This is a genomic window from Alteromonas sp. ABM1_013, from assembly GCF_056160505.1.
In genome coordinates this window covers 1-26,197 of the sequence record NZ_JBSWXH010000003.1, presented here as the reverse complement: position 1 = coordinate 26,197, position 26,197 = coordinate 1, and the positions used below count along the sequence as shown (strand labels likewise).

The following is a 26,197-nucleotide window of genomic DNA, read 5'->3' as shown; positions in this document are numbered from 1 at the left end:
GCTTGTTTACGGTCGCACGGTCTATTCAGACGGTGCCTCATTTAACACCTTAAGCGGCGAGTCTGACGCAACGCTTTCAGCCATGTTTTCGAAAGCATCAGCATTGGGCAAATCGCTCAACGACGTCATCGAAAAATAGTCTAAGAAGCCTTTGGTAGTTGCATAAAGTGCTGGTCGCCCAGGCACTTCTTTGTGGCCCACTACCTTTACCCAGTCTCGTTCTGTGAGTGTCTTTATAATATTACTGCTTACCGCCACGCCCCTTACCTGCTCTATTTCTCCGCGGGTTATAGGTTGACGATAGGCAATGAGTGCCAAGGTTTCGAGCATTGCTCTAGAATACTTTGGCGCATTTTCCTGCCACAATTTGCTTAACCACGGGCTTAACGCATCTAACGATTGAAAGCGATAGCCACTTGCTACTTCCACCAATTGAATGCCTCTTGGCTGATAGTCTAACTTTAGCTCGTTAATCACCTTACTCAAGGTTCTATCAGCGACGGTAAACTCATTGAGTACCGTTTCTTTTAAATGCTGCTTTGAAATAGGTTTATCAGCAACAAATATTGCTGCCTCTACCAATTGTTTAAGCTGCGCCGTGTTAATTTTCTTCATGGGCACCTAATTTTACATGAATTTTTGCATAAGGACCTGCCTGAATGCATAAAATTAGCTGTTCTTTTACTAATTCTAAAATTGCTAAGAAGCAAACCACCACGCCAGCTTTACCTTCTTCAACCGTAAATAGGCGTTCAAGCGGCGTATATTCTGTTGTTGTGAGTAACGATAAGATGAGCGACATACGCTCTCGCGTACTCAGTGCTTCCCTTGCAATGGTATGGTGTTCAAACGCTTCGGCGCGTTTCATGGCCGCACTGAACGCCAATACAATTTCGGCTAAAGACACGTCGGGCTCAATGCGAATTGGCGCCACATTCTCACTTAGTTCAACGTGAGTGGTGAAAATATCCCTCTCAAGCCTAGGCTGAATATCTAAATCTTCTGCCACTTGCTTTACTAGCTCGTATTCTTTTAATCGGCGAATAAGCTCTGCGCGAGGGTCTTCTTCTTCGTCAGAATCATCACTGCGTTTAGGCAATAGAAGCCTGGACTTAATTTCTGCCAATATGGCTGCCATCAGCAAGTACTCTGCCGCTAGCTCTAATTTTAGCGACATCATGGCATCCACATATTCCATATACTGCTTGGTAACATCAGCGATGGGCAATGTGGTGATATCAAACTTTTGTTTTCTAATTAGATAAAGCAGTAAGTCGAGTGGCCCTTCGAAGGTTTCTAATATGACTTCTAGGGCATCAGGGGGAATGAAAAGATCTTCAGGTTTTTCAATTAGCGCTTCGCCATTAATAAACGCAAGTGGCAACGGTTGCTGAACAGGTGTTGCAAGCCCCTTTTTACCGGAGGCCTCGTTATCGTTATTATTTTCTTCAACAAGCTCTGACACAGTTCCACAACCGTTTTTACGCGCTAACAAAGCGGCGATTATTGATATTATTATTTACGCGTTCATGCTAGGACCCATCGAACATTGTTATACATCAACGCACGACAGGCCTTAGAAACTTAGCTTACGGTTCCCTACTATAACTTTCACCTGCAACAAGCAAAAGAAACTAGTTAAAATAAGCTATTTACAGCAATCTGTTCGAAAAAACAGTAAAACGAAAGTTACTCAAAGGGAGACGGTTCGCCCGTGCCATGTCGCACAATTACTGGCGTGTCTTCCGACAAATCAACCACGGTAGTGGGCTGCTCTCCGATGTAACCACCGTGAATGATAAGCCCAACTTGCTTTTCCAAGTTGTCGCGAATGACATCCGGGTCTGATTCGGCCATGGTGTTACCTGGCAAAATCAAAGACGTAGACATCAACGGCTCTCCCAGCTCTTCCAATAATGCTAGTGCAATGGCGTTATCGGGCACGCGAATACCTATGGTTTTACGTTTAGGGTTTTGCAAACGCTTTGGGACCTCGCGGGTCGCTTTCAACACAAAGGTGTAACGCCCAGGTGTGTTGTTCTTAATTTGTCTGAACGCCGCGTTGTCAACTTTTGCGTAAATTGATAGCTCAGACATGTCTCGACACATTAACGTAAAGTTGTGGTCTTTATCGATTTGACGAATACGACACAATTGCTCAAGCGCCTTTTTGTCTTCCATTTGGCAACCTATGGCGTAGCCTGAGTCTGTCGGATACACCACCACTGCCCCCTCTCGAATTAACTCACAAGCCTGACTGATTAGGCGTTTTTGCGGGTTGTCGGGGTGCACATAGAAAAATTGACTCATAATTACTTCCTTTTCTTAAACGCGCAGATTGATACTACCACTTTGCCAACGGGGTAAGTGACTGTCCACTTATTAAGCTTGTTGGTTAAATTCGCTTTTGGGCTTTTTACTAACCGACTCTCAGCATTTTAATTAGCAATAGCGCGCATCAACTGCACGTAAACCATTTGCCTTACGTCATCCATTTATACCGTGAGCGTAGCAAATTAGATTTTCCTAGCTTTCAACCATCTGCCCTTCAAACTGCTGCCAATTATGCCACACCGGCGTGAGCTTACTGCTAATGCCCAAGTTTTTACCTAATTCAGTCCAGCGAGAAGGGAAATGAAAATCAGAGCCCGCTGATGCTAACAATTGATGGGTTTGTGCAAGCTCATTAATAAGCTCTTGCTTTGTTTTATTAATGCCAGGAAACGCGGTTTCAATAGCATCACCACCCGCTTGTTCAAAAAGGGCAACTAAGCGCCTCAGCCATTTTGCTGTCATGTCGTAATGGGCGGGATGGGCCAATACAGCTTGGCCGCCTGCATCGTGGATCCACTCAATAGCCGTTTCGATGCTTGGCCACTCTGCTTTAACTGCAGCTCGTTTGCCTTTGCCCAAATACTTTTTGAACGCGGCGTCCATACTTGGCACGCCGTAGTTGTTTACTAATACGCGCGCAAAGTGTGCCCGTGTCACCTGGCCAACGCCCGCTAGCGCTTTTGCTCGCGTTAGAACACCTTCAAACCCACACTTTTCCAGCTTACTGGCAATTTTTTCAGCCCGAGCTTCACGAGTTTGTGCTTGACCTTGTAGCCTTTCAAGAAATGTTGCGCAGTGTCTGTCCACATTCAATCCAACAATATGGATATCGAAACTATGCCAAGTGGTGGAAATTTCAACACCATCAATGATGGTTAATGCACGTTTTTGCTTGGCTTGAGTAGCGTGTGCTTCTTCCAAACCGGCAACAGTATCGTGGTCGGTAACGGCAAGCGCATCCACCTGCATAGTGTGCGCGCGAAGGATTAGCTCTTCTGGCGTTAAGTGGCCATCAGAGAATTTTGTGTGGCTATGTAGATCTATTTTCAATGTCTTATGCAAATTTTAGGTTGACACAAAGGGCAATTTGTTTTCTTCTATACACATAAAGTATACGTACTAACAGCTTCAAATCCTATTGAAGTTTGAAAAAACAACGAGTAATTCATGCATTCATACGACATTTCGACAGCAACGACAGTTGCAGCTTGGTGGTGGCACTCCCTAACTTAACGGGCGGTGTGCACAGTAGTGCGTGAATGAAAACACATAAAGGCCCGTTTATACGGGCCTTTTTTTTATCTTTTTGCAATTGGAGAGTAGCAAAAATGAGTTTAGCGGAACTGGGGATGTCCCCAGGTAAGGTTGAGACAATTGAGCAGGTGGGACACTATGTCGATGATCCACTTGCCGCGTTTGCCCATTTGTGTGGCAATAAAAATAACGCACTGCTTTTAGAGTCGGCAGAAATTGATTCTAAAGACGATTTACAAAGCTTGTTAATGGTTGACGCAGCATTGCGCATGGAATGCCGGGGCAACCGCGTTGAAGTGAAAGCACTGACAGGCAACGGTGCTTCAGTGTTACCTTTATTTGTTGACCACGCCCCTGACGGCCTACACATCAAAGAAAGGACAGACACTTCAATTACGCTGGTATGTGATGAAGCCGACGGCGAGCTTGACGAAGACAGTCGCTTAAAGGCCGCAAGCGTAATGGACGCACTTCGCATTGTTATCAATAAAATAACGCCTATTCGCCAACATCCACACGCTATATTCTTAGGCGGCGTGTTTGCCTACGACATGCTAGCAGGCTTTGAAAAATTGCCTGATGTTGCAGAAGGTGAAAATGACTGTCCTGACTTTGTGTTTTACCTGGCGGAAACCTTAATCACCGTTGACCACCAAACCCGCGAGACGCATTTAATTGGCAGTGTTTTTAGCGGACAAGACGTTGCTCAGCAATACTTTTCTATAGCCCAACGATTAGAAGCAATTCATCAGCAGCTACACGATATGCCTGCAAAGCCAGTGCTTGTAAATTCAAATGCGGCGAAGCCCAGTGAAGTAGAAGATGAAGAAGTAGAAAGTGGACAGTCACTCGTTTCCAACTCAGAAAACCCAAACAAAACCGAAAACGGACAGTCACTTTCTTCTTTTGACCCAAGCGTCGAAGTGAGTGTTGATTTAAGTGATGAACAGTTTTGCAGCCATGTGCTGGACTTAAAACAGCATATTTTAGCTGGTGACATTTTTCAGGTTGTGCCATCGCGTACATTCTCTCTCCCCTGCCCGTCGCCGCTACTTGCTTACGCTAAACTTAAAGAATCAAACCCAAGTCCTTACATGTTTTACATGCAAGATGCCGCTTTCAGCATATTTGGTGCCTCTCCTGAATCAGCGCTTAAATACGAAAGAGAAAGCAATCAGGTAGAGATCTACCCTATTGCCGGTACCCGTCCACGTGGCAAGCGCCCTGATGGTAGTATTGATATGGACTTGGACAGTCGCATTGAACTAAACCTTCGCGAAGATAACAAAGAGAAGTCTGAGCACATCATGCTGGTTGACCTTGCTCGTAATGATGTTGCAAAGGTGAGTCGTCCAGGCACGCGCTATGTGAAAGACTTGCTAAAAGTTGACCGTTACTCTCACGTGATGCACTTGGTGTCGCGCGTGGTTGGCCAGCTACGTGACGACTTAGACCCACTGCACGCTTATCAAGCCTGCATGAACATGGGCACTCTAGTTGGCGCACCAAAAGTAAGCGCAGCGACGTTAATTCGCGAAGTTGAGAAAAAACGCCGCGGCAGTTATGGCGGCGCGGTTGGCTACTTAAATGGTCAAGGCGATATGGACACCTGTATAGTCATTCGCTCAGCGTTTGTGAAAAACGGCACGGCTTATATTCAAGCGGGTGCAGGCGTAGTATATGACTCGGTTCCACAAGCTGAAGCTGATGAAACCCGCGCTAAGGCACAAGCGGTAATTGGTGCAGTAAAAGCAGCGCTACAAGAAGAAGCTGAAAGTATCAACGTTGCATTAAATGAAGGAGGCAACGCATGAATCAGCAAGTGACCACCCTATTTTTGCTCGACAATGTAGACTCATTTACCTACAACCTTGTGGACGAACTGCGTACCTTAAACCTAGACATTAAGGTCTATCGCAACACGGTTTCAGCAGATGCGTTGTTTGAAAGAATGCAGGAACAAGCAACGAAAGGCCCTGTGCTTCTTATGTTGTCGCCAGGTCCAGGGGCACCCAGTGAAGCGGGCTGTATGCCTGAGCTTCTTAAAAAAGTACACGGCGTGTTCCCCGTAATTGGTATTTGCTTAGGTCATCAAGCCATTGTTGAGCATTACGGCGGTAATGTAGGCCGTGCAACTCAGGTTATGCACGGTAAGTCATCAGCAATCACCCATTCTGAAGACGCTATGTTTAAAGACTTACAGCAGCCTTTACACGTAGCACGATACCACTCTTTAGTGGCACATTCATTGCCTGAAAACCTTACTGTGTGCGCATCTACGATAAACGACGACGGAAGCGAAGCCGTAATGGCAGTTTACAATAGCGCAGATCGCATGTTGGGTTTCCAATTCCACCCAGAATCTATTTTAACAGCCCACGGCAGTTTGCTGTTAAAGCAAAGTATTGACTATTTAACGTTACAGGGAGCGAACCATGCTTAACGCAGGCCCTCTACTAGAACAAATTATGTTGCGAGAATCACTGTCGCAAACCGAGGCATACAGCTTGTTTAACAGCATCATGCACGGTGAGCAAAGCGAGGTGATGATTGCTTCAGTGCTGACTGCGCTGAAAATGAAAAAAGAATCACCCAGCGAAATTGCGGGTGCAGCGAGTGCCATGGTTGCAAATGCACTGCCCTTTCCCTCACCCTCTTATGAGTTTGCCGACATTGTGGGTACAGGAGGAGACGGCCACAACACCATTAATATTTCCAGCGCTGCCGGCGTCGTTGCCGCTTCGTGTGGCGTAAAAGTGGCAAAACATGGTAACCGAAGCGTATCGAGCAAATCTGGATCAGCTGATTTGTTTCGCCAGTTTGGACTTAATTTAGAAATAAGCCCAGAAACATCGCGAAAATGCTTAGATGAAGCAAATTTCACATTTCTTTTTGCGCCGGTTTATCACGCCGGCATGCGCCACGCAGCCCCCGTCCGCGCTGCGATGAAGACCAGAACCCTATTCAATATACTTGGGCCACTGGCAAACCCGGCGGGTCCAACTCATGGCGTTTTCGGCGTATACTCTCCCGAACTGCTTGAACCTTATGCAAAAACCCTTATGCTGCTTGGCCAACATCGCGCAATGATTGTGCACGGCGACGGCTTAGATGAACTAGCACTTCACGGCGAATCAATAATTTACGATCTTGAGCATGGCGATATTCGCAAGCTTACCGTTACCGCTGAAGACTTCGGTTTACCGCATTACCCACTTTCTGCGATTGAAGGTGGCGAGCCTGAAGAAAACAGACAGTTTGTTGAGGCAGCGCTAAACGGTGAAGGTAAAGAGGCACATCGCGCTGCTATCGCAATGAACTGCGGAGCACTGTTGAAAGTAACCGGTAAAGCCTCAACCTTTAAAGAAGGGGCTGAAATGGCGATGAATGCGATGGCCGAAGGGTTGCCGATGCAGTTGTTAACGAAAGTTGCCAAAATTACTCAGGAGGTAAGCACGAATGGCTAATGTGCTTGAGAAAATTGTTGCAGACAAACGCGAAGAGGTGGCTGCACGCAAAGAGGCGCTGCCGCTAGAAAGCTTTAAAGCGAATCTAGTTCCTTCCCAAAAGAGTTTATTTGCAGCGCTAAGTGAGCCAAACGCAGGCTTTATTTTCGAATGCAAAAAAGCATCACCGTCAAAAGGCCTTATTCGAGAGCATTTTGATTTAGACGAGATCTTAGCGGCATACACACCCTATGCGGCAGGTATTTCTGTGTTAACAGACGAGAAGTACTTCCAAGGTAAATTTGAGTACTTAGCTTATGTTACAGAGCGCGTTGCTCAGCCCGTGCTTAACAAAGACTTTTTTGTTGATACCTATCAAGTGTATCTAGCCCGTCACTATAATGCCGACGCAGTGCTATTAATGCTTAGTGTGCTAAATGATGACGAATATCGCGAGTTGGCAAGCGTTGCCAATGCTCTGTCATTAGACATTCTTACCGAAGTAAGTAATGAAGAAGAAATGGAGCGCGCAATTGCCCTTGAAGCCAACATCATTGGTATCAATAATCGCAACTTACGCGACCTTTCTACCGATTTAGCCACCACAGAACGCCTTGTGCCCATGCTTGAAACAGCCACGCACGACTACGTGGTTATTTCAGAGTCGGGCATATACACACACCAAGACGTGCTTCGTTTAGCGCCTGTATCCCAAGGCTTTTTGGTGGGCAGTGCGTTAATGGCCGAAGCTGACCTACCGCGCGCAGTGAAAACGTTAGTGAATGGTGCAGTTAAAGTGTGCGGACTTACCACCCCCGAACAAGCGCAAATGGCGTTTGATAAAGGCGCTAGCTTTGGCGGGCTTATCTTTGCTGAAAAATCGCCACGCTGCGCGAGTGAAGCACAGGCTTTGAATATAGCTCAAAGCGTTAATGGCGCTTTTGTTGGCGTGTTCGTTAATCACGACATTGATGACGTTGCGTCTCTTGCTGCTTCACTCAATTTGTTTGCCGTTCAGCTACACGGTAGTGAAGACGAAAGCTATATTTCCACGCTTGCAGACAAACTACCAGAAGGTTGTGAGATTTGGAAAGTCGAAGGCGTTAAAGCAACTTCTTCTGGCGTCCTACCAGAAACAGTGGACAGACACTTAAATAACAGCCTTATCAGCCGCGTTCTTCTGGATTGCCAAGTAGGCGATGCAAAAGGCGGTACAGGCGAAGCCTTCAACTGGCAGTTATTAAACGATATCGAAGCGAAGCATAAGTTAGTGCTTGCTGGCGGTATTAACGCCCAGAACGTTGCAGATGCTATTGCAACCGGCAGTGGTGCTATTGATGTTAATTCAGGTGTAGAAACCGCACCCGGCGTGAAAAGCGAAGAAAAACTCGACGCGCTTTTTGCCATTTGCCGCCGTTACTAATTTAAATACAGGACAACGTAATGAACCAGTTAGATACAAAATTTGGCGAATTTGGTGGCATGTACGTGCCCGAGCTACTTATTCCAGCGCTAGACCAATTGGAAAAAGCATTTTTGGATGCTAAAGACGACCCAGCTTTCAACGAAGAGTTTTTATCTTTATTAAAAGACTATGCTGGTCGCCCAACGTCAATGACGTTGACTCGCAACCTTGTGAGTAACCCAAAGGTAAAATTATACCTAAAGCGTGAAGACCTACTTCACGGTGGCGCTCACAAAACTAACCAGGTATTAGGTCAAGCGCTGCTGACTAAGCGCATGGGTAAAAAAGAAGTTATCGCCGAAACTGGTGCAGGTCAGCACGGTGTAGCAACTGCGTTAGCATGTGCGTTGCTTGGCCTAAAAGCACGTATTTATATGGGTGCAAAAGACGTTGAACGTCAAGCACCAAACGTGTTCCGTATGAAGCTTATGGGCGCAGAGGTAATTCCTGTAAACGCGGGCTCTGGTACCCTTAAAGATGCCGTAAACGAAGCTATGCGCGACTGGTCAGCAAACTATGATAAAGCGCACTATTTGTTAGGTACAGCCGCGGGCCCACACCCGTTCCCGACTATTGTTCGTGAATATCACCGCATGATTGGCGAAGAAACTCGTGCACAAATTATGGAAAAAGAAGGCCGCTTGCCTGATGCCGTAGTGGCATGTGTGGGCGGAGGCTCAAATGCTATCGGTATGTTTGCAGACTTTATTGATGAGCCATCTGTACGCTTAGTGGGCGTTGAGCCTGCGGGTAAAGGTGTGCACACCAAAGAGCATGGCGCAACTATAGTGACGGGTACAAAAGGTATTCTTCACGGCGCTTACACCTTCATCATGCAAGACAAAGAAGGCCAGATTGAAGAGAGCTACTCAGTATCTGCTGGTCTGGACTACCCTGCTGTTGGCCCTCAGCATGCTTATCTTCACGACATTGGCCGAGCGGAATACGTGGCCGCAACCGACGAAGAAGCGCTGAATGCATTCCAATTGCTTGCAAGAAAAGAAGGTATTATTCCTGCCCTTGAATCGTCCCATGCTCTAGCGCACGCACTTAATATGGCAGATGAAGCGGAAGAAGAAACCATCATCGTAGTTAACTTATCAGGTCGTGGCGACAAAGATTTAGCGCACGTTATCAACATTTTAGGGGACGATTTATAATGGATAGATATGCACAAATGTTTGCCGGCCTTGATGAAAAGAAACAAGGCGCTTTCGTACCTTTCGTAATGGTAGGTGACCCCGATTTAGCGCAATCTGAAGCCATTATTTGCCAGCTAGTAGAAAGCGGTGCTGACGCACTTGAGTTAGGTATACCTTACTCAGATCCCATCGCTGATGGCCCGACTATCCAAGCGTCGGCAATTCGCGCTTTAGAGAGTAAAGTAACGGTAGCGGATTGCTTGGGCGTAATTTCACGAGTTCGCGCAAAATACCCAGAGGTGCCTATCGGCTTGCTACTTTATAGCAACTTGGTAATGGCCCAGGGTATCGAGAACTTTTACAACAAGGCGCAGGATGCAGGCGTTGACTCAATTTTGGTTGCCGACGTGCCAATTCGCGAGGCGGCACCTTTCCAGAAGGCAGCGGAAGCAACGGGCATTTCACAAATTCTGATTGCACCGCCGAATGCTACCGATGAAACCATGGAAAAAATCGGGGAATACTCAAAAGGCTATACATACCTGTTAGGCCGTGCGGGCGTTACTGGCGCAGAAACTGCGGCAAATGTTCCTGCTTCAGAGCTTATTGAGCGCTTGAATAAACATAATGCAGCACCAGCATTGTTAGGCTTTGGTATTTCTACACCGGAACAGGTTAAATCTGCTATTGACGCTGGAGCTGCTGGCGCAATCTCTGGTTCGGCAACAGTAAATATTATTGCTGCTAATTTATCGGACAGTCACAAAATGCTAAGCGAACTTGGTAGCTTTGTTGAAAGCATGAAAGCCGCTACGGCAAAAGGATAAACGTATGCTATATATGATTTGCGCAACCGATGTAGTGGACAGTCTAGAAAAACGCCTAGCGGCGCGACCTGCTCACCTTGAACGTCTGAATGCATTGAAAGATGCGGGCCGTTTAATAATGGCTGGCCCTTTCCCTGCGGTAGATAGCCCAGATCCTGGCCCAGCCGGATTCACTGGTTCGCTAGTAGTAGCAGAGTTTGATTCACTTGAAGCTGCTCAAGCATGGGCAGACGCTGATCCGTACATCGAAGCTGGTGTTTACAAAAGTGTTGTAGTTAAACCTTACAAAAAGGTTTTGCCTTAACTTTTAGCTAAACGCTAAGCAGCAAACTGCGATAAATAACGAAAGCCCCTTAAGACCGAATAGCTCCGGTTTTAAGGGTTTTTTTTGTTTGATTTAATAGTAATGAAGCTAACTTTGGACAGACACTTATTTTCTAAACGAAAGTGGACACACACTCGTAATTGCTTAACAAGCTTTACATTGTTGATAATGGACAGTCACTTAATTATCAGCCAACAATCGCAATAAACAATCCCTTGTGGACAGACACTCGCTCCTCTCAGTAAGTGTCCCACGCCTCAAAGCTTAGTCATACAATTGGTCCATAATGCTGTGTTAAAGCTCGACTTTTTCATGTTCTCCCATCTCTTCTGGCTTCACCGTTTTTCCCGTCATCATTTTGAACATGCCTTTGAGTGAAGGGTCTGCATCCCACACTTCCGCATCTATAAGCTCAAAGCGAAGCATTAATAGTGAAGGATCCTCTTTACCTTTTTCAAACCATGCTTCTACAGGTTTAGACCAATATTTATCAATCACCTCTTTACGTGATTCAACGGTGAGATTGCCTCGAATGCACGCAAACACATCGTGCCCCTTCGATGCAAAGTGAACCATTGCTTTACCACCTTTCGCGATGCGGTTGTCGCGACTCGTGTAGAACCAAAACTCTCCATCAGCTTCTTTATCAAGTTGAGCATACATTGGCTCAGCATGCATATCCTCACCGACCAGACTTACCATTACCTTTGGGCTATCTGACATCGCTTTCCACATCGTTTTCTTAATATCGCTAGACATTGTTCCTCCTTGTTGAACATAAAGTGTATGTCCAGTGCCCTACTATTTGAGCAGGTGAACTAACACATTATTTCAAGCTTTTGGTTTACCTGAAGTCCATATCACGCACATGGCATGCCAACGAAATAGAAACTAACCTATTTTTTACTAAAAATTACTACGAGATTTTGTCGCTTATATCTGACGCCAAGCAAGTACGGGTTCGGACAGACACTCACTTATCAACTTCATTTCTAAAATGTTTGAATGAAAATGATGGACAGTCACCCCAAAAGTCCAATGACCGCCTCTGCTCTATCAAAAAAACAAATACAGTGGACAGACACTTTTTCAAAGCCAAAGTAAAGATTACTCAACACCCTTAAACGCAAATAACCTCCTAACCTTTGGCAATGGTATTCCCTACAAGAAGTTTTTTAACCAACTATGGACAGTAACTCTAATTACAAACCTGCCACTTATGCACATTCGTAATTAAAGTGTCTGTCCATACCTGTACTTACCTTCCTTATTTTGGACTGCTGTTCACTCTGCTAATTAACTTTCTTTGTGTCTGTCCACATCATGCCCTACTCTTCAGCCTGTTTTGTAAATGCAATTTACTTAAAGCTTATATACAGTTTTCAATCCGCGATGTAGACTAAACTTAGTTCAGAATGGATTCAGTTAACCAAGTTTATACTTATCTTTAGTTTGGCCTTAGTGGGATAATAATTGAGAGGTTGTATGACATTATCGCTTCGTGTAGCAGTTGTTTGTTTAGTGTTAGCCACGTCTAGCATAGCGCCTGCTTTGGCGCTGCAAGGCTCTGGAAGCGATATATCAAAAAGTGAAGCTGCAGAGCGAGCTCGCACTGCCGCAAATGGACGCGTTTTAAAAGTTGAAAAAACCTCAAAAAACTACCGTGTTAAAGTCCTCAAGAAGTCGGGACGAGTAGTGTCGGTAGATGTAGATAAACGTTCCGGCAAGGTAAAAACCAGCAAAGATAAGGACTAGCATGCGCATTTTGGTAGCGGAAGACGACAGCAGATTATTAACTCAACTTGATGCACTGCTTCAACAAAATGGTTACAGCGTAGATTTAGCTGATAACGGCGAGCACGCGCTTTTTCTTATTAAAGAATATAGCTATGACTTGGCTATCATCGACATTGGTATGCCAAAGCTTGACGGCTTTGAGGTTATAAGAAAAGCTCGCCAAGCTGACATTGCATGTCCCATACTCATTCTAACAGCGAGAGATCGTTGGCAAGAAAAGGTAGAAGGGCTTGATGCAGGTGCTGATGACTATCTCACTAAGCCCTTTCACAACGAAGAACTACTTGCTCGGACAAAAGCCCTCATTCGACGAGCTTCAGGTCAAGCAAACCCTACCATTCAGTTCGGTCCTATTTCGCTAGATACTGTAAGCGAAGAGCTATCGCTAAACGGTGAGGCCCTAGATTTAACCGCGTATGAATACAAAGTGATGGAATACCTTATGCTTAATCCGCAAAAGGTCATCTCTAAAACGGAGTTAACCGAACATATTTACGATCAAGATTTCGATTTAGACAGCAATGTCATTGAAGTTTTTGTAGGAAGACTGCGCAAAAAATTAGACCCATCAGGTGAATTGAAGCCAATCGAAACACTTCGGGGTAGAGGTTACAGGATAAATAGAAGTCTATGAGGCAGTTGTCGCTTCGTTTGCGAAGTATTTTTCTAGCGATAGTTCTACTTGCACTTTTTGCACCTTTCACTGTTGTCATTTTGGACGAGGCTTATACTGATAGCCTTACACAAGCTAAGATGAGCGAACTTAGGTTGATGAACTTAGGGCTGTTATCTGCTTTTGAGTTAGACGGCGACATGCCTTATATGCCTGAAATTTTATACGAAGAACAGCTTAACCTGCCCCGCTCTGGCTATCTTGGCGTTATCGTATTTCGAGATGAAGTGATTTGGCAATCAGCTTCTGCCCTTGAGTATACCTTTTCTCCTCCCGCAATAGACGTTGCCGTAGGCAACGAATTGTTCTTGGAGTCCTATACACCCGCATTTGAGGAAGAGTCCCAATTTTTTGTATATGCCTTTACTGCTGAGTTTGCATCAAGCAGAGATTTCGAGCCGGTAAGGTTTTATATATTCAATAACAAAGCACTGTTCGAAGCTGAGCGGAATACTTTCTTAAGCACAACGTGGCAATGGATAGTCACCCTCTGTATTGCTCTTTTAGTTTTTATTATCATAGGTATAAGCTTAGTTCTTCTACCTGTTAGAAAGCTAATTGACGAAATTTCACAAACGTCTAGCGGTAACAAGCGCGAGTTAGAATCCCGATACCCCGTCGAATTCGATTCTTTAAAAGGGTCTATTAACGGATTACTTCAAAATGAAGCAGCGCAAAGAGCAAGATACAAAAACAGCTTAGGCGACCTAGCACATAGCTTGAAAACACCACTTGCAGTAGCTTCGGGGAACAGTAATTTGCCAACCGAAGTAAAGGAGTCGCTTCAGCAAATTGACAGAATTATTAAACGCCAGCTGAAAAGAGCGAGTGCAGGAAAGTCTGGTTGGCAACAAGCTATTGATGTTTTGCCAGTATTGCACAAACTTGCCGATGCTATGGACAAAGTTTATCAGGACAAGGCCCTAACCATTGAATTCGATATGGATGACAATATCCAGTTCAAAGGAGACGAAACAGATTTTATGGAGCTTTGCGGTAATCTGTTAGATAACGCATGCAAAGCGGCTCAAGATAGAATAGTTATATCTGCAGAAACAAGTGAAGGTTGGCTCACAATCAATGTTGAAGACGACGGGCCAGGTATTCCTGACGACAAAAAAGTACTTTTACTAGAGCGCGGAACTCGTCTTGATACTTACACTGAAGGCCACGGAATTGGAATGGCCTTAGCCACAGACCTAGTTTCAATCTACGAAGGTAGAATGCTTATCAAGGACAGCGCGCTTGGCGGCGCTCGTATCGTTATTCAATTTCCAAATCACGATTAGTGGTGTAAAAGCCCCCAGGCTAACCCATAAATCAGTGAGCCTTTAATGATTAAAAGCGAGCCTAAAAGTGGACACACACTTTATTTTTCTCAAAGAGCCTGATATCGGGCAGACACTTTTTAAATTTATCGTTTAGCTATTCCGCATTAAGGTTGCTAAAAACATTTGAGCGTCTGTCCCTTTTATAGCTTTATGGACCAGTAGCTTGTAACGGACAGTCACTTTCTTTCAAAAAGTGTCTGTCCACTATCTATTGATGCGCTATATCACCCCTGTTTTACGAAGTAGATTTTTCACCTTCACTTGATAACAACACCGCAAGCCACTTACTTTCTTCGCGAGATTCAAGCGCTATTTTTACTACCATGGTTAACGGTACCGATAGAAGCATTCCAACAGTTCCCAGTAACCAACCCCAAAATATCAATGATAGGAATACCACAAGAGTAGAGAGTCCCATGCCCTTACCCATCAATCTAGGCTCGACCATATTACCCATGATGGTATTTACAAGCACAAAACCGAGGGCAGCGAAGCCTGCTGAGGCGGGGCCAAGTTGAACAAATGCGATTAATACTGCTGGCACTGCCGCAATAATAGAACCTATGTTTGGTATAAAATTGAGCATGAAGGCCAAGACGGCCCATAACATGAAATGGTCTACCCCGAGCACGTAAAGCCAAACGCCGATTATCAAGCCTGTACCCAAACTAACCACAGTTTTTATCGCTAAATAGCTATTTACAGAACGTATAAATTTATCGATGTGCTTAAGCTTCATGCCAGGATCTGCAAGTGCAATATGGAAACGGCGAGGGATACTATCTGCTTCGAAAAGCATAAAAATGACGGTCAAAAGTATTAGGAATAAGTTAGAAAGCACTCCGCCCATTCCGCTTATAAAATTTGTAGCCACAGACATAGCCGTTGCTGGGTCAAGGTGAGAAGCGATCAGTTCTCTATTAATGTGAATGTTGAACTCAGCTAATTTAGATACAACCCAGGCAAATTCTGTATCAAGCTTACTTCTGTATTCTGGCAAGTTTTCTCTAAACTCGGTCATAGACTGGCCTACTAAGCCAGCTAAAAGAAAACCAAAAACAACGATAAGCAGTATAACAAATGTTATAGAGAGCCATTTAGGCACACCGAATTTCGAGGTCCAGCGTATTATTGGACTACACGCGATTGCTATAAAAATAGAGAGAAAAAACGGTACCATGATTGTGCTGGCGGCTTTAACTCCGGCCATCACTACCACTAAACACGCTAAAACGATAAGAATCTTTGCTGTTGGCGAGCGTAGTTCCATTGACATTGTGTGCTACATTCCTAACTGAAACGACAATACTTTACAACGACTTATAGACAACTACAAACAAGAGACTTCAATGAACTTTAATCTTGCCACTATTAAAATTAAAAACTTAAGACTACGCACATACATTGGCATCAATGAAGATGAGATAAAAAACAAGCAGGACGTTGTTGTTAACGTGAAAATTGATTATGACGCTGAAAAGGCGACAAACACTGACGATATGAGTGACGCGCTAAACTATAAAACGATTACAAAGGCAATTATCAAGCTCGTCGAGGACAACCGTTTCTCGCTTTTAGAAAAGCTTACCGCAGATGTGCTAAGTATTGCGTCGGAACATTCTTCGGTACGTTACGCCGAGGTTGAAGTTGATAAACCACACGCTCTTAGATTTTCTGATTCCGTGTCGTTGACGCTGTCTTGTAATAAGTCAGGATAGGTAATACTTCAAGGAGCCAACTGTGAATATTCTTTTGACTGGTGGTACGGGGCTGATTGGCGGTGAATTTATTCGCCAATATTCAGATAAGCACTCATTCACTGTGATTTCTCGCGATATTACAAAGGCAAAGGATAAATTAGGTAATCGAGTTGATATTGTAGAAAGCATCGCTTCGATAAAAAACTTCGAGAACTTCGATGCTGTTATTAATTTAGCCGGTGAACCTATCGCCGACAAACGCTGGACAGACACTCAAAAGAAAAGGATTTGCGACAGCCGTTGGGATATTACTGCTGAATTAGTATCTAGAATAAACAGCTGTGAAACACCACCATCAGTTTTCCTATCTGGTTCTGCAATTGGTTACTACGGCAGCCAAGGTGACAGGCTTGTTACTGAAGATACCTCTCCTCACCATGAGTTCACCCATGATTTATGCGCAAGATGGGAAGCTATTGCTCAAGGCGTAGATCAAACGAAAACTCGTGTGGTTACGCTTCGTACTGGCGTGGTGCTTACTGCGAAAGGCGGAGCGCTTGGAAAAATGGCACTACCGTTTAAATTAGGGGCCGGAGGAACACTAGGTAGCGGAACTCAGTACTTGGCTTGGATCCACTTACAGGACATGGTTCGTGCTATCTCTTTTTTGTTAGAAGATAGTGCTTGTACCGGTGCGTTTAATTTAACCGCTCCAGAGCCTGTTACGAACAAGGTGTTTTCTAAAACTCTTGCGAAAATTCTGGCTCGCCCTTGTCTCTTTAACGTACCTAGCTTCGTTATGAAAATAGCAATGGGCGAGTCATCAAAGATGATATTAGAAGGACAACGGGTCATTCCTAAAAAGCTTACTACCGCCGGATTCAGTTTTGAATTCCCTTCTATTGACGAGGCGTTGAACGAGATCTACAGCGACTGATTTTATAGTTCTCAAGGATTGTGGACAGACACCCACTTTAAAAAGTAGAGTGTCTGTCCACAGTTGATTATTTCAAGGCTAAGCTGACTCCCTCATCCAGCTTCCACATGCCCTACAATTCCACAACCGTGTGACTGTATTAAGAATTTTGGTGCTTGCGTTAGCAAAGGTGAAAATGTGGACAGTCACTCTATGTAGTTGAGTGACTGTCCACTACTTTCGCACTACCTTCTTGAGTGTCTGTCCAACCGCTTTTGTCCACTCGCCTTACTTTTCACTTTATTTAATAAAGTGCCTGTCCAAACTATAAATGTAGACTCAAACCATATTCCTTAGCATCTGACCAGTATTAAGTGTAAGCAGTCGATAGCAACCAAACGCACCTAATATGCCCACGACAATAGCCCCGACGCTTGGTGCTATAGCCCAGTACCCAGGATGCAAACTCGCTTCCATTTGAAAAACTGTGGTTTGCAGTAAGTACAGACTTAATTCGTTTGCCATAGCAGCCATGAAGCCTGCGACTACACCAATAATAACAAACTCGAAAATCACGCTTTTCCTTATTAAACCACCCTTAGCACCAAGTGTGCGAAGTATGGCTATTTCCTGTTTACGTTCATCCATACTCGCCTGTACCTGAGCAATCAATACTAGACTTCCCGCCATTAAAACCAGTACCAAAATAAATTCAACGGCGACAGAAACCTGGTCCACAATCTCTCGAAGCTGGTTTATTCGAGCGTCTACATCAAACATTGTGATTGAAGCAAACGGCTTTAAGAGCTTCGTTAATTCAGCCTTCCTATCAGTGGGCAGATAAAAACTAGTGATATACGTTGGGCTAAACGCAGCCATCGCATCTGGATGAATAACGAAAAAGAAATTAGGCTGCATGGTCTGCCAGTTAACCGTACGAATACTTGTTACTTTCGTTTCAACAATTTCGCTTCCCACATTAAAAGTAAGCCTATCGCCCATTTCAATATTTAATCTTTCAGCAACACCTTCTTCAACAGAAACGGGGAACCATCCTTCGCTGTATTGTGTCTCCACATTTCCATGCCAATTCCCTTCAATAATCTCGTTTTCTTTTTGTAGCGAATTACTCCACGTCAGGTTCGCCTCTCTACCTAGGCCTCTACGGCCTTCTCGATTTGGCTCGTCTTCTTTAGAAACTTCAGTATTTACCCCTTCCCCATTCACCGAAACGAATCGCCCTCGGATAACAGGGTAAAACTCTTCGATGTTTACGTCATTGTCGGCGAAGTGTCTGTCCAACTCTGGCTGTATGTCCGGTGTAATATTTATTAAGAAGTAGTTTGGTGTACCTTCGGGTAGTTGCGAACGCCATTGCGAAACCATGTCATTTCGCATTACTAGCACTACTAGAAGCAGCATTATAGTGACTGAGAAGCTAATAAGCTGCACACTGTTGTCCATCGCACGGCGCTTGATACGAGCCCATGCCAACTGCCACGCCCCCATTCTGCCACTGCCCAGCTTGCGGCCAATAGCTATCAAGATATACGTTGCTCCAAGTAGCCCAAGAACAAGCGCGGCACCAGACACGAATAAAATTGCGCTAATTTTGAGGTCGCGACTGTACATCCACATCAATAAGAATATCGCGCCGCCAGAAGCGACAAACTGAATGCTTCTGGAACGTAGATTCGCCGAGATATCTTTTCTCAATACGCGAAGCGGGGGCACTGAAAACAACTGTAATAGAGGATACAAAGAAAAGAGCAAAGCGCAGGTAGCACCCGTAGCAACGGCAATTAAAAGCGGGTGCCAGTGCCAAACGTTAAGAGACACATCCACTCTATCAGCTACCAGAGAAACCACTATTTGCTGACCGATAAAACCAATAATGAGACCAATTAAAATACCAAGTGCGGTAATAAATAAAATTTGAAACAAGTACACTTTTCGAATGGTGCTGCTTGTTGCCCCCAAGGTCTTCATTATTGCCACGGGGTCAAAATGGCGCTGAGCATAACGCTGAGCAGCAACGGCAATGGAAACCGCCGCCAATACTATTGCTAATAAGCTTGCCAGTAAAAAATAACGCTCAGCACTTGCGACAGAGCGCCCTATCGCAGACTCATCATCTTCGACTGTCCGCCACGAGTGTAAGTCGTCATTTAATTGGGGCAATAACCAGGTGTTGAAACTTTCTATATCACCAGAATCACCGGCAAAAAAGCCCACATAACGAGCGCGGCTCCCTGGCCCGGTTATCGCAGTTTTTTCTAAATCGCTTAAGTTAATCAGAGCGATAGGGTCGGTATTAAACACACTGAAACCTGCATCTGGAATGTCTACCAACACATGCGTTACGGTAAAAGTGCCATCGCCAATGTCGATATTATCGCCAATGGAAAGCCCTAAACTCTGAAAAAGCCGAGACTGTACCCAGGCTTCACCCGGCTCTGGTAATTCTGCGGTTGCGCGTTTTTCTCCGAAAGGCTGATTGGTGATATTGACTGTCCCTTTAAGGGGATAAGCGTTGTTCACTGCTCGCAAATCGACAAGCGACATCGCATCGCCTTTAAATACCATAGAGCGTGTTGCCACTTGCTTTGCAGTCGCGAGCCCTTCTTCTCGTGCTCGAGTTAACCAATCTTCGTTTATAGGATCGTCTGAGCGAAGCTGTGCATCTGCTGCAATAAACGCAGCAGAGCGAGACTTAAGTGCACCTTGCAAGCGCTCACTAAAAAGCGACAACGACAACACGGCTGCTACAGATAACACAATAGCCAGCAATATAATGGTAAGTTCGCCGCGCCTAGCCTCATGCTTGAAAAGCCGCCAACCTAAATTGAGAGACGTCGACATCTACACTGCCTCTCTATTGTCTACTGTGTTCGCGCCGGTTGTTTCAACAAGCTCTCCCGCATTCATGGTGAGTTGCCTATCACAATGTTCTGCAAGCTCATTATCGTGGGTAACAAGGACGAGAGTCGTGCCTTTTTCTCTGTTCATTTTAAAAAGAAGTGCTTCTATTTTTTCACTATTTTTAGCGTCTAGGTTACCGGTAGGCTCATCGGCGAAAAGTATTTTAGGTGAAGTGATAAAGGCACGCGCTATGGCAACACGCTGCTGCTCGCCTCCCGATAACTGGTTAGGGAAGTGATGCGCTCGATGCTTTAAACCAACCTGTTCAAGAATATCAAGAGCAAGCGTTTTTGGGTTATCAAGGCCTGCAATTTCTGCGGGCAACATAACGTTTTCAAGCGCTGTTAAGCTTTGAACTAACATAAAGCTTTGAAAGATAAAGCCCACTTTATTTCCTCTTAAAATAGCGCGCTCTTCTTCGTTCATGCTATGAAGTGCTTCGTTATCTAGAAGAATTTCTCCTTCTGTAACTTGGTCAAGCCCAGCCAATAACCCCAAAAGGGTTGACTTACCTGAACCGGACGCGCCAATAATGGCAACGGACTCACCAGACTTGACTTCAAAAGAAATAGGACGAAGGATCTGCAGTGAACCTTCACTCGTATCCACTACTTTGGTTACAGCATTAGCTTTTATCATAAGAGGTCATCAATTCGTGTTTGTTAAATTTCGTTATTTGTTCGCTTTTTTACTTATTCTTTTAATACCGTTTCAAGCGCTATCAGATCAAGCTGAGCAGAGCGACACTAGCGAAAATGCGGTTTTACTAATCTTAGGAGATAGTCTATCCGCGGCTTATGGATTACAGCAACATCAGGGATGGGTCAGTTTGTTACAAAAGATGTGGCAAAACGACAATATTCCGATTGATATTGTAAATGCTGCGGTAAGCGGAGAAACCACTGATGGCGGTTTAGCGCGATTTCCCCGTTTATTAGAGCAACACAACCCGACACATGTATTGATTGAACTGGGAGGCAACGACGGCCTTCAGGGCCACAATATCGGTAAAATTAGAGATAATTTAGATTCGCTGGTAAGTGTTGCAAAGGATAGTAATGCCGTAGTATTTCTACAAGAAATGCAAATTCCTTCTAATTACGGCAAACGCTACACGCAAATGTTTACTCAGAACTTCAATAAAGTAGCGGAAGCCCAGGATGTTCAAAAGATTCCCTTTTTTCTTGCAGACATAGCGCTAAATAAAAACTTAATGCAAACCGATGGCATTCACCCAAATGCCGAGGCACAACCGTTGATCGCTAATTTTATGGACAGACACTTAAGAAGTTTAATTCTTAATGCTCAATAAATGTGCTATCTTTAAACGATAATTTGCTCCAACATGAGGTTTGTTTATGGATGTTTCATCTGTTAATTCGACGCCCGTTTCTACTATCTTAGAATCGCCTCAGCGACCTGCTCAGCAAGCGGAGTCACGTAGTGTGCAAGAAAGTCGCGAGACTCAACCCCAGAGTACACAACAGACATCTAGCATTAATGATGGGCGAGTGGGTTCTAGAGTAGATGTATTTGTATAGCTCTCCTGAAAAGGTTTAAAAAGGACAGACACTTGCTAGCCAAACAGTGACTGTCCTTTTTCTCACACACTATTAAATTTAAGTGTCTGTCCATGACCACCCTCCTCAACTAATGCATAACTTCCGTTCGAAAAAATAATCCAGGAAGTCCTTTTTGGAGTCAGCTAATCGCTAACACCAACAAAACTGTTCCAAAGACCACTTAAATTTAACGCTATAAATCTCATAATACTTACAAATAACTATGGGATACGGATATGCCTTTACCTCGTTACAAACAAATTAACACCGATGTCACGCCTTACTACCATTGTATTTCTCGCTGCGTAAGGCAGTCTTATTTGTGTGGTCGTGATTCACGTACGGGCATAAACTACGAACATAGAAGAAAATGGATTCAAGATAGGCTTCACAAGCTATCACAAGCTTTTGCCATTGATTTATGCGCTTACGCTGTAATGCACAACCATATTCATGTTGTACTCCATATCGCTAAGGGTAGAGCTGATGGCTGGACTATGGATGAAGTATTGCTTAGGTGGAGAATGTTTTACAAATGCCCTCCCCTAGTACAGCGATACCTAGAAAATTTTGATTCAGTTACAACAGAAGAGCGAGAAGAATTGAAGTCGCTATCTGTCATATATCGAGAGCGACTTCAAAGCATAAGCTGGTTTATGCGCATGTTAAATGAATACATAGCGCGCAAAGCTAATAAAGAAGATGAATGTAAAGGCTATTTCTGGGAAAGAAGGTTTAGATCTCAAGCAATATTAGATGAAAAAGCGCTAGCAAGTGTAATGGCGTATGTTGATTTGAACCCCATTAGGGCGAAAATAGCGAAGACACTCAGCAACTCCCATTACACCAGTATTCAATACCGCTTAAATGCTAAGCGCTCGAACAAAATACCTAAGTTTTTGATGCCCTTTAATGACAGTGAGAAAAAGCTAGCTGAGAGTTTGCCTTTTGCTTTTACAGATTACTTGCAGCTTATTACTGATACGTTGAACGTAGAGCGGAATAGCAACGCCTGCAGAGTTCCTAAGCTTCCAAATAAATTGCTCAATAAACTTGGGATGACAAAAGAAAACTGGCAATTAGTGACCAGTAACTTCGAAGCCCTCTTTACCGGCCCTGTTGGCTGCCCAGAAATGATGGAGAATTTTGCTAAGTGTTGTCAAAGAGCATGTCGCCCCAATGTTTCTAATGCTCAGAAATATTTATCTTGAGTCGGTAAAGTAACGACATTATTTGACTAAATATCCGCTTGACGAGCAAGGACGTCGACGATGTCTTGAGAGTTCGTGAGACGTCTTATGTCATTAAATAGAGCTTCAGCTTCAGGGTATTGTCTTTTCAGATAGCCGCACCACTGTTTTATGCGATTAGGGTAATATTTTCCCTTATCACCGAATATTTCGTAGCCAGAATATTGTATTAGTAACGCTGCAAGTTCAGACCAGGGCATAGGCGCTTTGCCTTCTTTGATACTCAACGCCAAATTGGGCATTGCTAAGGCCCCTCTCCCAATCATCAAATTAGTGCATTCCGACTGATTCTGACAGCGCTTAGCGTCGTCAGCGTTCCAAATTTCGCCATTTGCTACAATGGGGATATCAGTGTGCTGCTTAATCTTCGCTATCCACTCCCAGTAAGCCGGTGGCTTATAGCCTTCTGTTTTTGTTCTTGCATGAACAACGAGCTCAGAGGCTCCTGCGTCAGTAATCGCGATAGCGTTTTCGATAGCTAAAGACTTGTCCTCAAAGCCCAGCCTGATTTTGGCTGAAACCGGGATATCAACAGGAACGGCCTCCCTAACTGCTTTCACAATATCGTAAAGGGTTTGCGTCTCTTTCAACAACACAGCCCCGCCCTTACTTTTGTTGACCGTCTTAGCAGGGCAACCAAAATTCAGATCAACACCTGGAGAGCCCAGTTCAATTGCAGTTTGTGCATTCTCTGCGAGCCATTGTGGATGTTGCCCTAGCAATTGCACTCTTACTGGTACGCCTGAGGGCGTTTTGCCACCGTTGTGTAGCTCCGGGCAAAGTCTATAAAACGTTTTCTTCGGCAGTTTTTGATCAACAACCCTTACGAACTCAGTAACACACTGGTCGAAGCCACCAACACGAGTGAGCATATCTCTCATTAAGTGATCGACAACGCCCTCCATAGGGGCAAGCATTACTTTCATTATAAACGTCTCGTGTTACTAGAACATAAAATTGGCGCGGGAGTGTAGCAAAAAGCGTTAATTTCAGCCAGGATTTGGGGCTCAGTTTATCAACTTTGTGACTGTCCGTTTTATTGGACTAAGAGCACTGTTGAATGGATTGTGCTATTGATGAGTAAGTGTCTATCTACGAAACTATCTAAGTCGTGGGGATTTTCGGCTAAAGTGCTGAGTTAAAGCTTGAGTGTCTGTCCACTAAAAAGGGGCTGTTATAGAGCGGTTTCTTGTTTGATTACAACGTCAACTTATAGTTTTTCATTATCATACTATTGGGAAGTAGTATCCTTCCTTATGCTCTCTAGACGAGCTATAACGGCCAGCTTTTGGTTATCGGTGTATGTCCTCCATTCTACGATTTCATCAATAGTACGTTTGCATCCAACGCAAATTTCATCTTCATTCAATTTACACAAGGCGATACACGGAGATGTTGAGTTCATAAAGCTTCTGTTTTATCTAAACCTTCATTTTTACTCTGAGCATGCGAAGCAGCTATAGCCGCCATTGTGTTTTCCGACAACTCTTTATTTGACCATAAACAAACATGGCAACCAAAACGCGATTCAAGATATGAAGCAAACTCAGTGTCTGTCCCACATTCATATCGCACTAAATTTTGTTTTTTACCGTCGTAAATAACCGCAGAATAAGTAAACACAAAAAGCCTCCTTTGAAAGAGGCTTAAATATACATCTAGACGTCTAAACGTTCAAGCGTCTATTTCGAGTAATCGAGTGCTGCGCAGATGGCAGCTACCTGAGCGTCGTTACAGTTTTCAGGTGTCGCGTTATCACTATCGGGATATACTTCCGTTGTTGTAACGTATTTGGCATCTGTCATACCGCCACATAGAAACAAAGCCTTTTTGTCATAGCAGATAACACCTTCACTCACTACATCTGCTCCAATAATCTTGCCGCTATCGTCTGCAGGAGCGATATGCGTCACTCTCTTCACCGCATCGATTACAGCTTTTTGAAACTCTATTTGTGGATTTGGCGTGTTTGCGACCGTATAGAAACCGTCAGGTATATTCCAATTATCGTGGGTTACGCCATCCCGTGCGGCCAGCGCCGGTCTGAATTCAGTGTTATCTGTATCGGTAGTTTCGTGTAAATCGATATGAAGCGTTAGCGACAACGCTAGATCAGACACTAACTGCATAAGCTGAGCGGATTCTGGTGCCGGAGAGTCGCTGTAAAACGAGCGATTTGGATCTAGCGCCATTGGATTCCATCGATTTATCGTCTCGTAACCCCAAGGGCTTACACATGGAACAACTACAATGTTTATTTGCTCTGCGTACTGAGACAGCTTTGTGTTAATAAACTGAAGTGCGCCCTGCACGCCACTCGTTTCATAACCGTGAACTCCACCCGTAACAAGCGCTGTAGGCTTTTTAGTATCAAAGTTATTTGGCACTACTGCATATAACGGATAGCGTTCAGAATCGTATGGGAGAGAACCATACTGCTTTAGTTCAAAGCCTTCAGGAATAATATTGAAAAGTTTATCGAGTACTTCTTCTTGGTAACTTCTTTTCACAGTCTGTTGAGATTTCCACTGCGATTTCTCTTTCTCGCTCCATGGCTCACCCGGAGTCCCAATTGGATAATTCTGCATATAACACCTCTTTTGTATTTAAGAGATCATAACAGCTCAGCAAGCTTACGTATCTACTCTACAAGAGATTAATCGACAACTGTGACATAAGATCTTTACGCTTCGTATCCTAAAAAACTAGTTGCTCAAGGATATGTTGGCTTTGCTTTGCAAAGGATTAGTTCACCCTAGAGTAAGCATGAAAGGTTGAGTTAGTAATACTTGGATAGTTATTTGTTAAGGACGAAAATGTAAGTGACTGTCCGCTGGCAGCACTGGCAGTTAAAAACGGCTGGTGGTTTAGGGAGTATAGAAGTGTCTGTCCACAAAGTTTCTGGAGACAAAAACAAAAAAACCAGCCGGATGGCTGGTTTTTTCGATATGGCGTCCCCTAGGGGATTCGAACCCCTGTTACCGCCGTGAAAGGGCGGTGTCCTAGGCCTCTAGACGAAGGGGACTGAAACTTTGCTAGTGAAGACACACTTCACTAAATTTCTGTAAGCTCAAGAATGCAATAAACAATCTTACTCTTACCGAAACTTTCAGTCAGAAGTTGAATTATCAACTCCAGCCTATTTCACAGTTTTAATCAACCGTGACGCGATAAAATGGCGTCCCCTAGGGGATTCGAACCCCTGTTACCGCCGTGAAAGGGCGGTGTCCTAGGCCTCTAGACGAAGGGGACT

At 44.3% G+C, this 26,197-nt stretch carries 27 protein-coding genes and 2 tRNA genes; 15 read left to right on the top strand and 14 right to left on the bottom strand.

The window, feature by feature from the left end; genetic code table 11:
* Positions 1–21: 21 nt before the first annotated feature.
* The 4 genes from scpB to ACXAGK_RS08530 all read right to left on the bottom strand — a co-directional run bounded on the left by scpB (position 22) and on the right by ACXAGK_RS08530 (position 3,384).
* Positions 22–615, bottom strand: coding sequence for an SMC-Scp complex subunit ScpB (scpB, locus tag ACXAGK_RS08545; protein WP_014948948.1), 594 nt, complete (start codon positions 613–615; stop codon positions 22–24).
* A complete protein-coding gene (locus ACXAGK_RS08540; protein WP_474855649.1) occupies positions 602–1,465 on the bottom strand; it encodes a segregation and condensation protein A in 864 nt (287 codons plus the stop codon). Before ACXAGK_RS08540 ends, scpB begins: the two co-directional genes overlap by 14 nt.
* 224 nt (positions 1,466–1,689) lie before the next feature.
* Complete coding sequence (locus tag ACXAGK_RS08535; RefSeq protein ID WP_474855647.1) at positions 1,690–2,310, bottom strand: L-threonylcarbamoyladenylate synthase; 621 nt, start codon at positions 2,308–2,310, stop codon at positions 1,690–1,692.
* 216 nt (positions 2,311–2,526) lie between these two features.
* Positions 2,527–3,384, bottom strand: a complete 858-nt coding sequence (locus ACXAGK_RS08530) for a PHP domain-containing protein (RefSeq protein WP_474855646.1) — start codon at positions 3,382–3,384, stop codon at positions 2,527–2,529.
* A 278-nt stretch (positions 3,385–3,662) separates the two neighbouring features.
* Here ACXAGK_RS08530 and ACXAGK_RS08525 point away from each other — a divergent pair, with 278 nt between their 5' ends.
* From ACXAGK_RS08525 to ACXAGK_RS08495, 7 genes are read left to right on the top strand one after another with little or no spacing between them, the layout of a single operon-like run.
* The gene (locus ACXAGK_RS08525) at positions 3,663–5,402 is read left to right on the top strand and encodes an anthranilate synthase component 1 (RefSeq protein WP_474855644.1); all 1,740 of its coding nucleotides are present in this window, start codon (positions 3,663–3,665) and stop codon (positions 5,400–5,402) included.
* On the top strand, positions 5,399–6,031 hold the full coding sequence (locus ACXAGK_RS08520; RefSeq protein ID WP_474855642.1) for an aminodeoxychorismate/anthranilate synthase component II: 633 nt from the start codon (positions 5,399–5,401) through the stop codon (positions 6,029–6,031). The genes ACXAGK_RS08525 and ACXAGK_RS08520 overlap by 4 nt, the downstream gene beginning before the upstream one ends.
* A complete protein-coding gene (gene trpD / locus ACXAGK_RS08515) occupies positions 6,024–7,055 on the top strand; it encodes an anthranilate phosphoribosyltransferase (RefSeq protein WP_474807733.1) in 1,032 nt (343 codons plus the stop codon). The genes ACXAGK_RS08520 and trpD overlap by 8 nt, the downstream gene beginning before the upstream one ends.
* The gene (gene trpCF / locus ACXAGK_RS08510; RefSeq protein ID WP_474855640.1) at positions 7,048–8,457 is read left to right on the top strand and encodes a bifunctional indole-3-glycerol-phosphate synthase TrpC/phosphoribosylanthranilate isomerase TrpF; all 1,410 of its coding nucleotides are present in this window, start codon (positions 7,048–7,050) and stop codon (positions 8,455–8,457) included. The genes trpD and trpCF overlap by 8 nt, the downstream gene beginning before the upstream one ends.
* A 20-nt stretch (positions 8,458–8,477) precedes the next feature.
* Complete coding sequence (gene trpB / locus ACXAGK_RS08505) at positions 8,478–9,659, top strand: tryptophan synthase subunit beta (RefSeq protein ID WP_014978831.1); 1,182 nt, start codon at positions 8,478–8,480, stop codon at positions 9,657–9,659.
* A complete protein-coding gene (gene trpA, locus ACXAGK_RS08500) occupies positions 9,659–10,468 on the top strand; it encodes a tryptophan synthase subunit alpha (protein WP_474855638.1) in 810 nt (269 codons plus the stop codon). The genes trpB and trpA overlap by 1 nt, the downstream gene beginning before the upstream one ends.
* Positions 10,469–10,472: 4 nt before the next feature.
* The gene (locus tag ACXAGK_RS08495) at positions 10,473–10,772 is read left to right on the top strand and encodes a YciI family protein (protein ID WP_474855636.1); all 300 of its coding nucleotides are present in this window, start codon (positions 10,473–10,475) and stop codon (positions 10,770–10,772) included.
* Positions 10,773–11,087: 315 nt separating this feature from the next.
* Here the strand turns inward: ACXAGK_RS08495 and ACXAGK_RS08490 are convergent, their stop codons facing one another.
* Positions 11,088–11,552: a pyridoxamine 5'-phosphate oxidase family protein gene (locus ACXAGK_RS08490; RefSeq protein WP_474855634.1), complete on the bottom strand. Its 465-nt coding sequence runs from the start codon at positions 11,550–11,552 to the stop codon at positions 11,088–11,090.
* Positions 11,553–12,278: 726 nt separating this feature from the next.
* Between ACXAGK_RS08490 and ACXAGK_RS08485 the strand changes: the two genes are divergently transcribed.
* The 3 genes from ACXAGK_RS08485 to ACXAGK_RS08475 are packed head-to-tail and all read left to right on the top strand — an operon-like array spanning position 12,279 to position 14,552.
* The gene (locus ACXAGK_RS08485; protein WP_474807744.1) at positions 12,279–12,548 is read left to right on the top strand and encodes a PepSY domain-containing protein; all 270 of its coding nucleotides are present in this window, start codon (positions 12,279–12,281) and stop codon (positions 12,546–12,548) included.
* Position 12,549: 1 nt separating this feature from the next.
* Positions 12,550–13,224, top strand: a complete 675-nt coding sequence (locus ACXAGK_RS08480; protein WP_474855632.1) for a response regulator transcription factor — start codon at positions 12,550–12,552, stop codon at positions 13,222–13,224.
* On the top strand, positions 13,221–14,552 hold the full coding sequence (locus ACXAGK_RS08475; RefSeq protein WP_474855630.1) for an ATP-binding protein: 1,332 nt from the start codon (positions 13,221–13,223) through the stop codon (positions 14,550–14,552). Before ACXAGK_RS08480 ends, ACXAGK_RS08475 begins: the two co-directional genes overlap by 4 nt.
* A gap of 277 nt (positions 14,553–14,829) precedes the next feature.
* Here ACXAGK_RS08475 and ACXAGK_RS08470 read toward each other — a convergent pair whose 3' ends face one another.
* Positions 14,830–15,870, bottom strand: a complete 1,041-nt coding sequence (locus ACXAGK_RS08470; protein WP_474855628.1) for an AI-2E family transporter — start codon at positions 15,868–15,870, stop codon at positions 14,830–14,832.
* A gap of 73 nt (positions 15,871–15,943) precedes the next feature.
* Between ACXAGK_RS08470 and folX the strand changes: the two genes are divergently transcribed.
* Together folX and ACXAGK_RS08460 are read left to right on the top strand one after the other, a co-directional pair.
* On the top strand, positions 15,944–16,312 hold the full coding sequence (gene folX, locus ACXAGK_RS08465; RefSeq protein WP_118489729.1) for a dihydroneopterin triphosphate 2'-epimerase: 369 nt from the start codon (positions 15,944–15,946) through the stop codon (positions 16,310–16,312).
* A gap of 22 nt (positions 16,313–16,334) precedes the next feature.
* On the top strand, positions 16,335–17,231 hold the full coding sequence (locus ACXAGK_RS08460) for a TIGR01777 family oxidoreductase (RefSeq protein ID WP_474855626.1): 897 nt from the start codon (positions 16,335–16,337) through the stop codon (positions 17,229–17,231).
* Positions 17,232–17,549: 318 nt separating this feature from the next.
* Here ACXAGK_RS08460 and ACXAGK_RS08455 read toward each other — a convergent pair whose 3' ends face one another.
* Both ACXAGK_RS08455 and ACXAGK_RS08450 read right to left on the bottom strand, forming a co-directional pair.
* The gene (locus ACXAGK_RS08455; protein WP_474855624.1) at positions 17,550–20,072 is read right to left on the bottom strand and encodes an ABC transporter permease; all 2,523 of its coding nucleotides are present in this window, start codon (positions 20,070–20,072) and stop codon (positions 17,550–17,552) included.
* On the bottom strand, positions 20,073–20,771 hold the full coding sequence (locus tag ACXAGK_RS08450) for an ABC transporter ATP-binding protein (protein ID WP_474807758.1): 699 nt from the start codon (positions 20,769–20,771) through the stop codon (positions 20,073–20,075).
* A 16-nt stretch (positions 20,772–20,787) separates the two neighbouring features.
* Between ACXAGK_RS08450 and ACXAGK_RS08445 the strand changes: the two genes are divergently transcribed.
* The 3 genes from ACXAGK_RS08445 (at position 20,788) to ACXAGK_RS08435 (ending at position 22,905) form a co-directional block, all read left to right on the top strand.
* Positions 20,788–21,444, top strand: coding sequence for an arylesterase (locus ACXAGK_RS08445; RefSeq protein ID WP_474855622.1), 657 nt, complete (start codon positions 20,788–20,790; stop codon positions 21,442–21,444).
* Positions 21,445–21,490: 46 nt separating this feature from the next.
* Positions 21,491–21,673: a hypothetical protein gene (locus ACXAGK_RS08440; protein ID WP_474855620.1), complete on the top strand. Its 183-nt coding sequence runs from the start codon at positions 21,491–21,493 to the stop codon at positions 21,671–21,673.
* A gap of 257 nt (positions 21,674–21,930) precedes the next feature.
* Positions 21,931–22,905: a transposase gene (locus ACXAGK_RS08435; protein WP_474807763.1), complete on the top strand. Its 975-nt coding sequence runs from the start codon at positions 21,931–21,933 to the stop codon at positions 22,903–22,905.
* Positions 22,906–22,931: 26 nt separating this feature from the next.
* Here ACXAGK_RS08435 and dusC read toward each other — a convergent pair whose 3' ends face one another.
* From dusC to ACXAGK_RS08405, 6 genes are all read right to left on the bottom strand, one after another.
* Positions 22,932–23,870, bottom strand: a complete 939-nt coding sequence (dusC, locus tag ACXAGK_RS08430; protein ID WP_474855618.1) for a tRNA dihydrouridine(16) synthase DusC — start codon at positions 23,868–23,870, stop codon at positions 22,932–22,934.
* 305 nt (positions 23,871–24,175) lie between these two features.
* Positions 24,176–24,349, bottom strand: coding sequence for a DUF1289 domain-containing protein (locus ACXAGK_RS08425; RefSeq protein ID WP_474855616.1), 174 nt, complete (start codon positions 24,347–24,349; stop codon positions 24,176–24,178).
* A complete protein-coding gene (locus ACXAGK_RS08420) occupies positions 24,346–24,567 on the bottom strand; it encodes a hypothetical protein (protein WP_025254684.1) in 222 nt (73 codons plus the stop codon). Before ACXAGK_RS08420 ends, ACXAGK_RS08425 begins: the two co-directional genes overlap by 4 nt.
* A 59-nt stretch (positions 24,568–24,626) precedes the next feature.
* Positions 24,627–25,532, bottom strand: coding sequence for a M14 family metallopeptidase (locus ACXAGK_RS08415; RefSeq protein WP_474855614.1), 906 nt, complete (start codon positions 25,530–25,532; stop codon positions 24,627–24,629).
* A 361-nt stretch (positions 25,533–25,893) separates the two neighbouring features.
* Positions 25,894–25,969, bottom strand: a tRNA-Glu gene (locus ACXAGK_RS08410).
* 151 nt (positions 25,970–26,120) lie between these two features.
* Positions 26,121–26,196 (bottom strand) — tRNA-Glu (locus tag ACXAGK_RS08405).
* Between the last annotated feature and the right edge of the window lies 1 nt (position 26,197).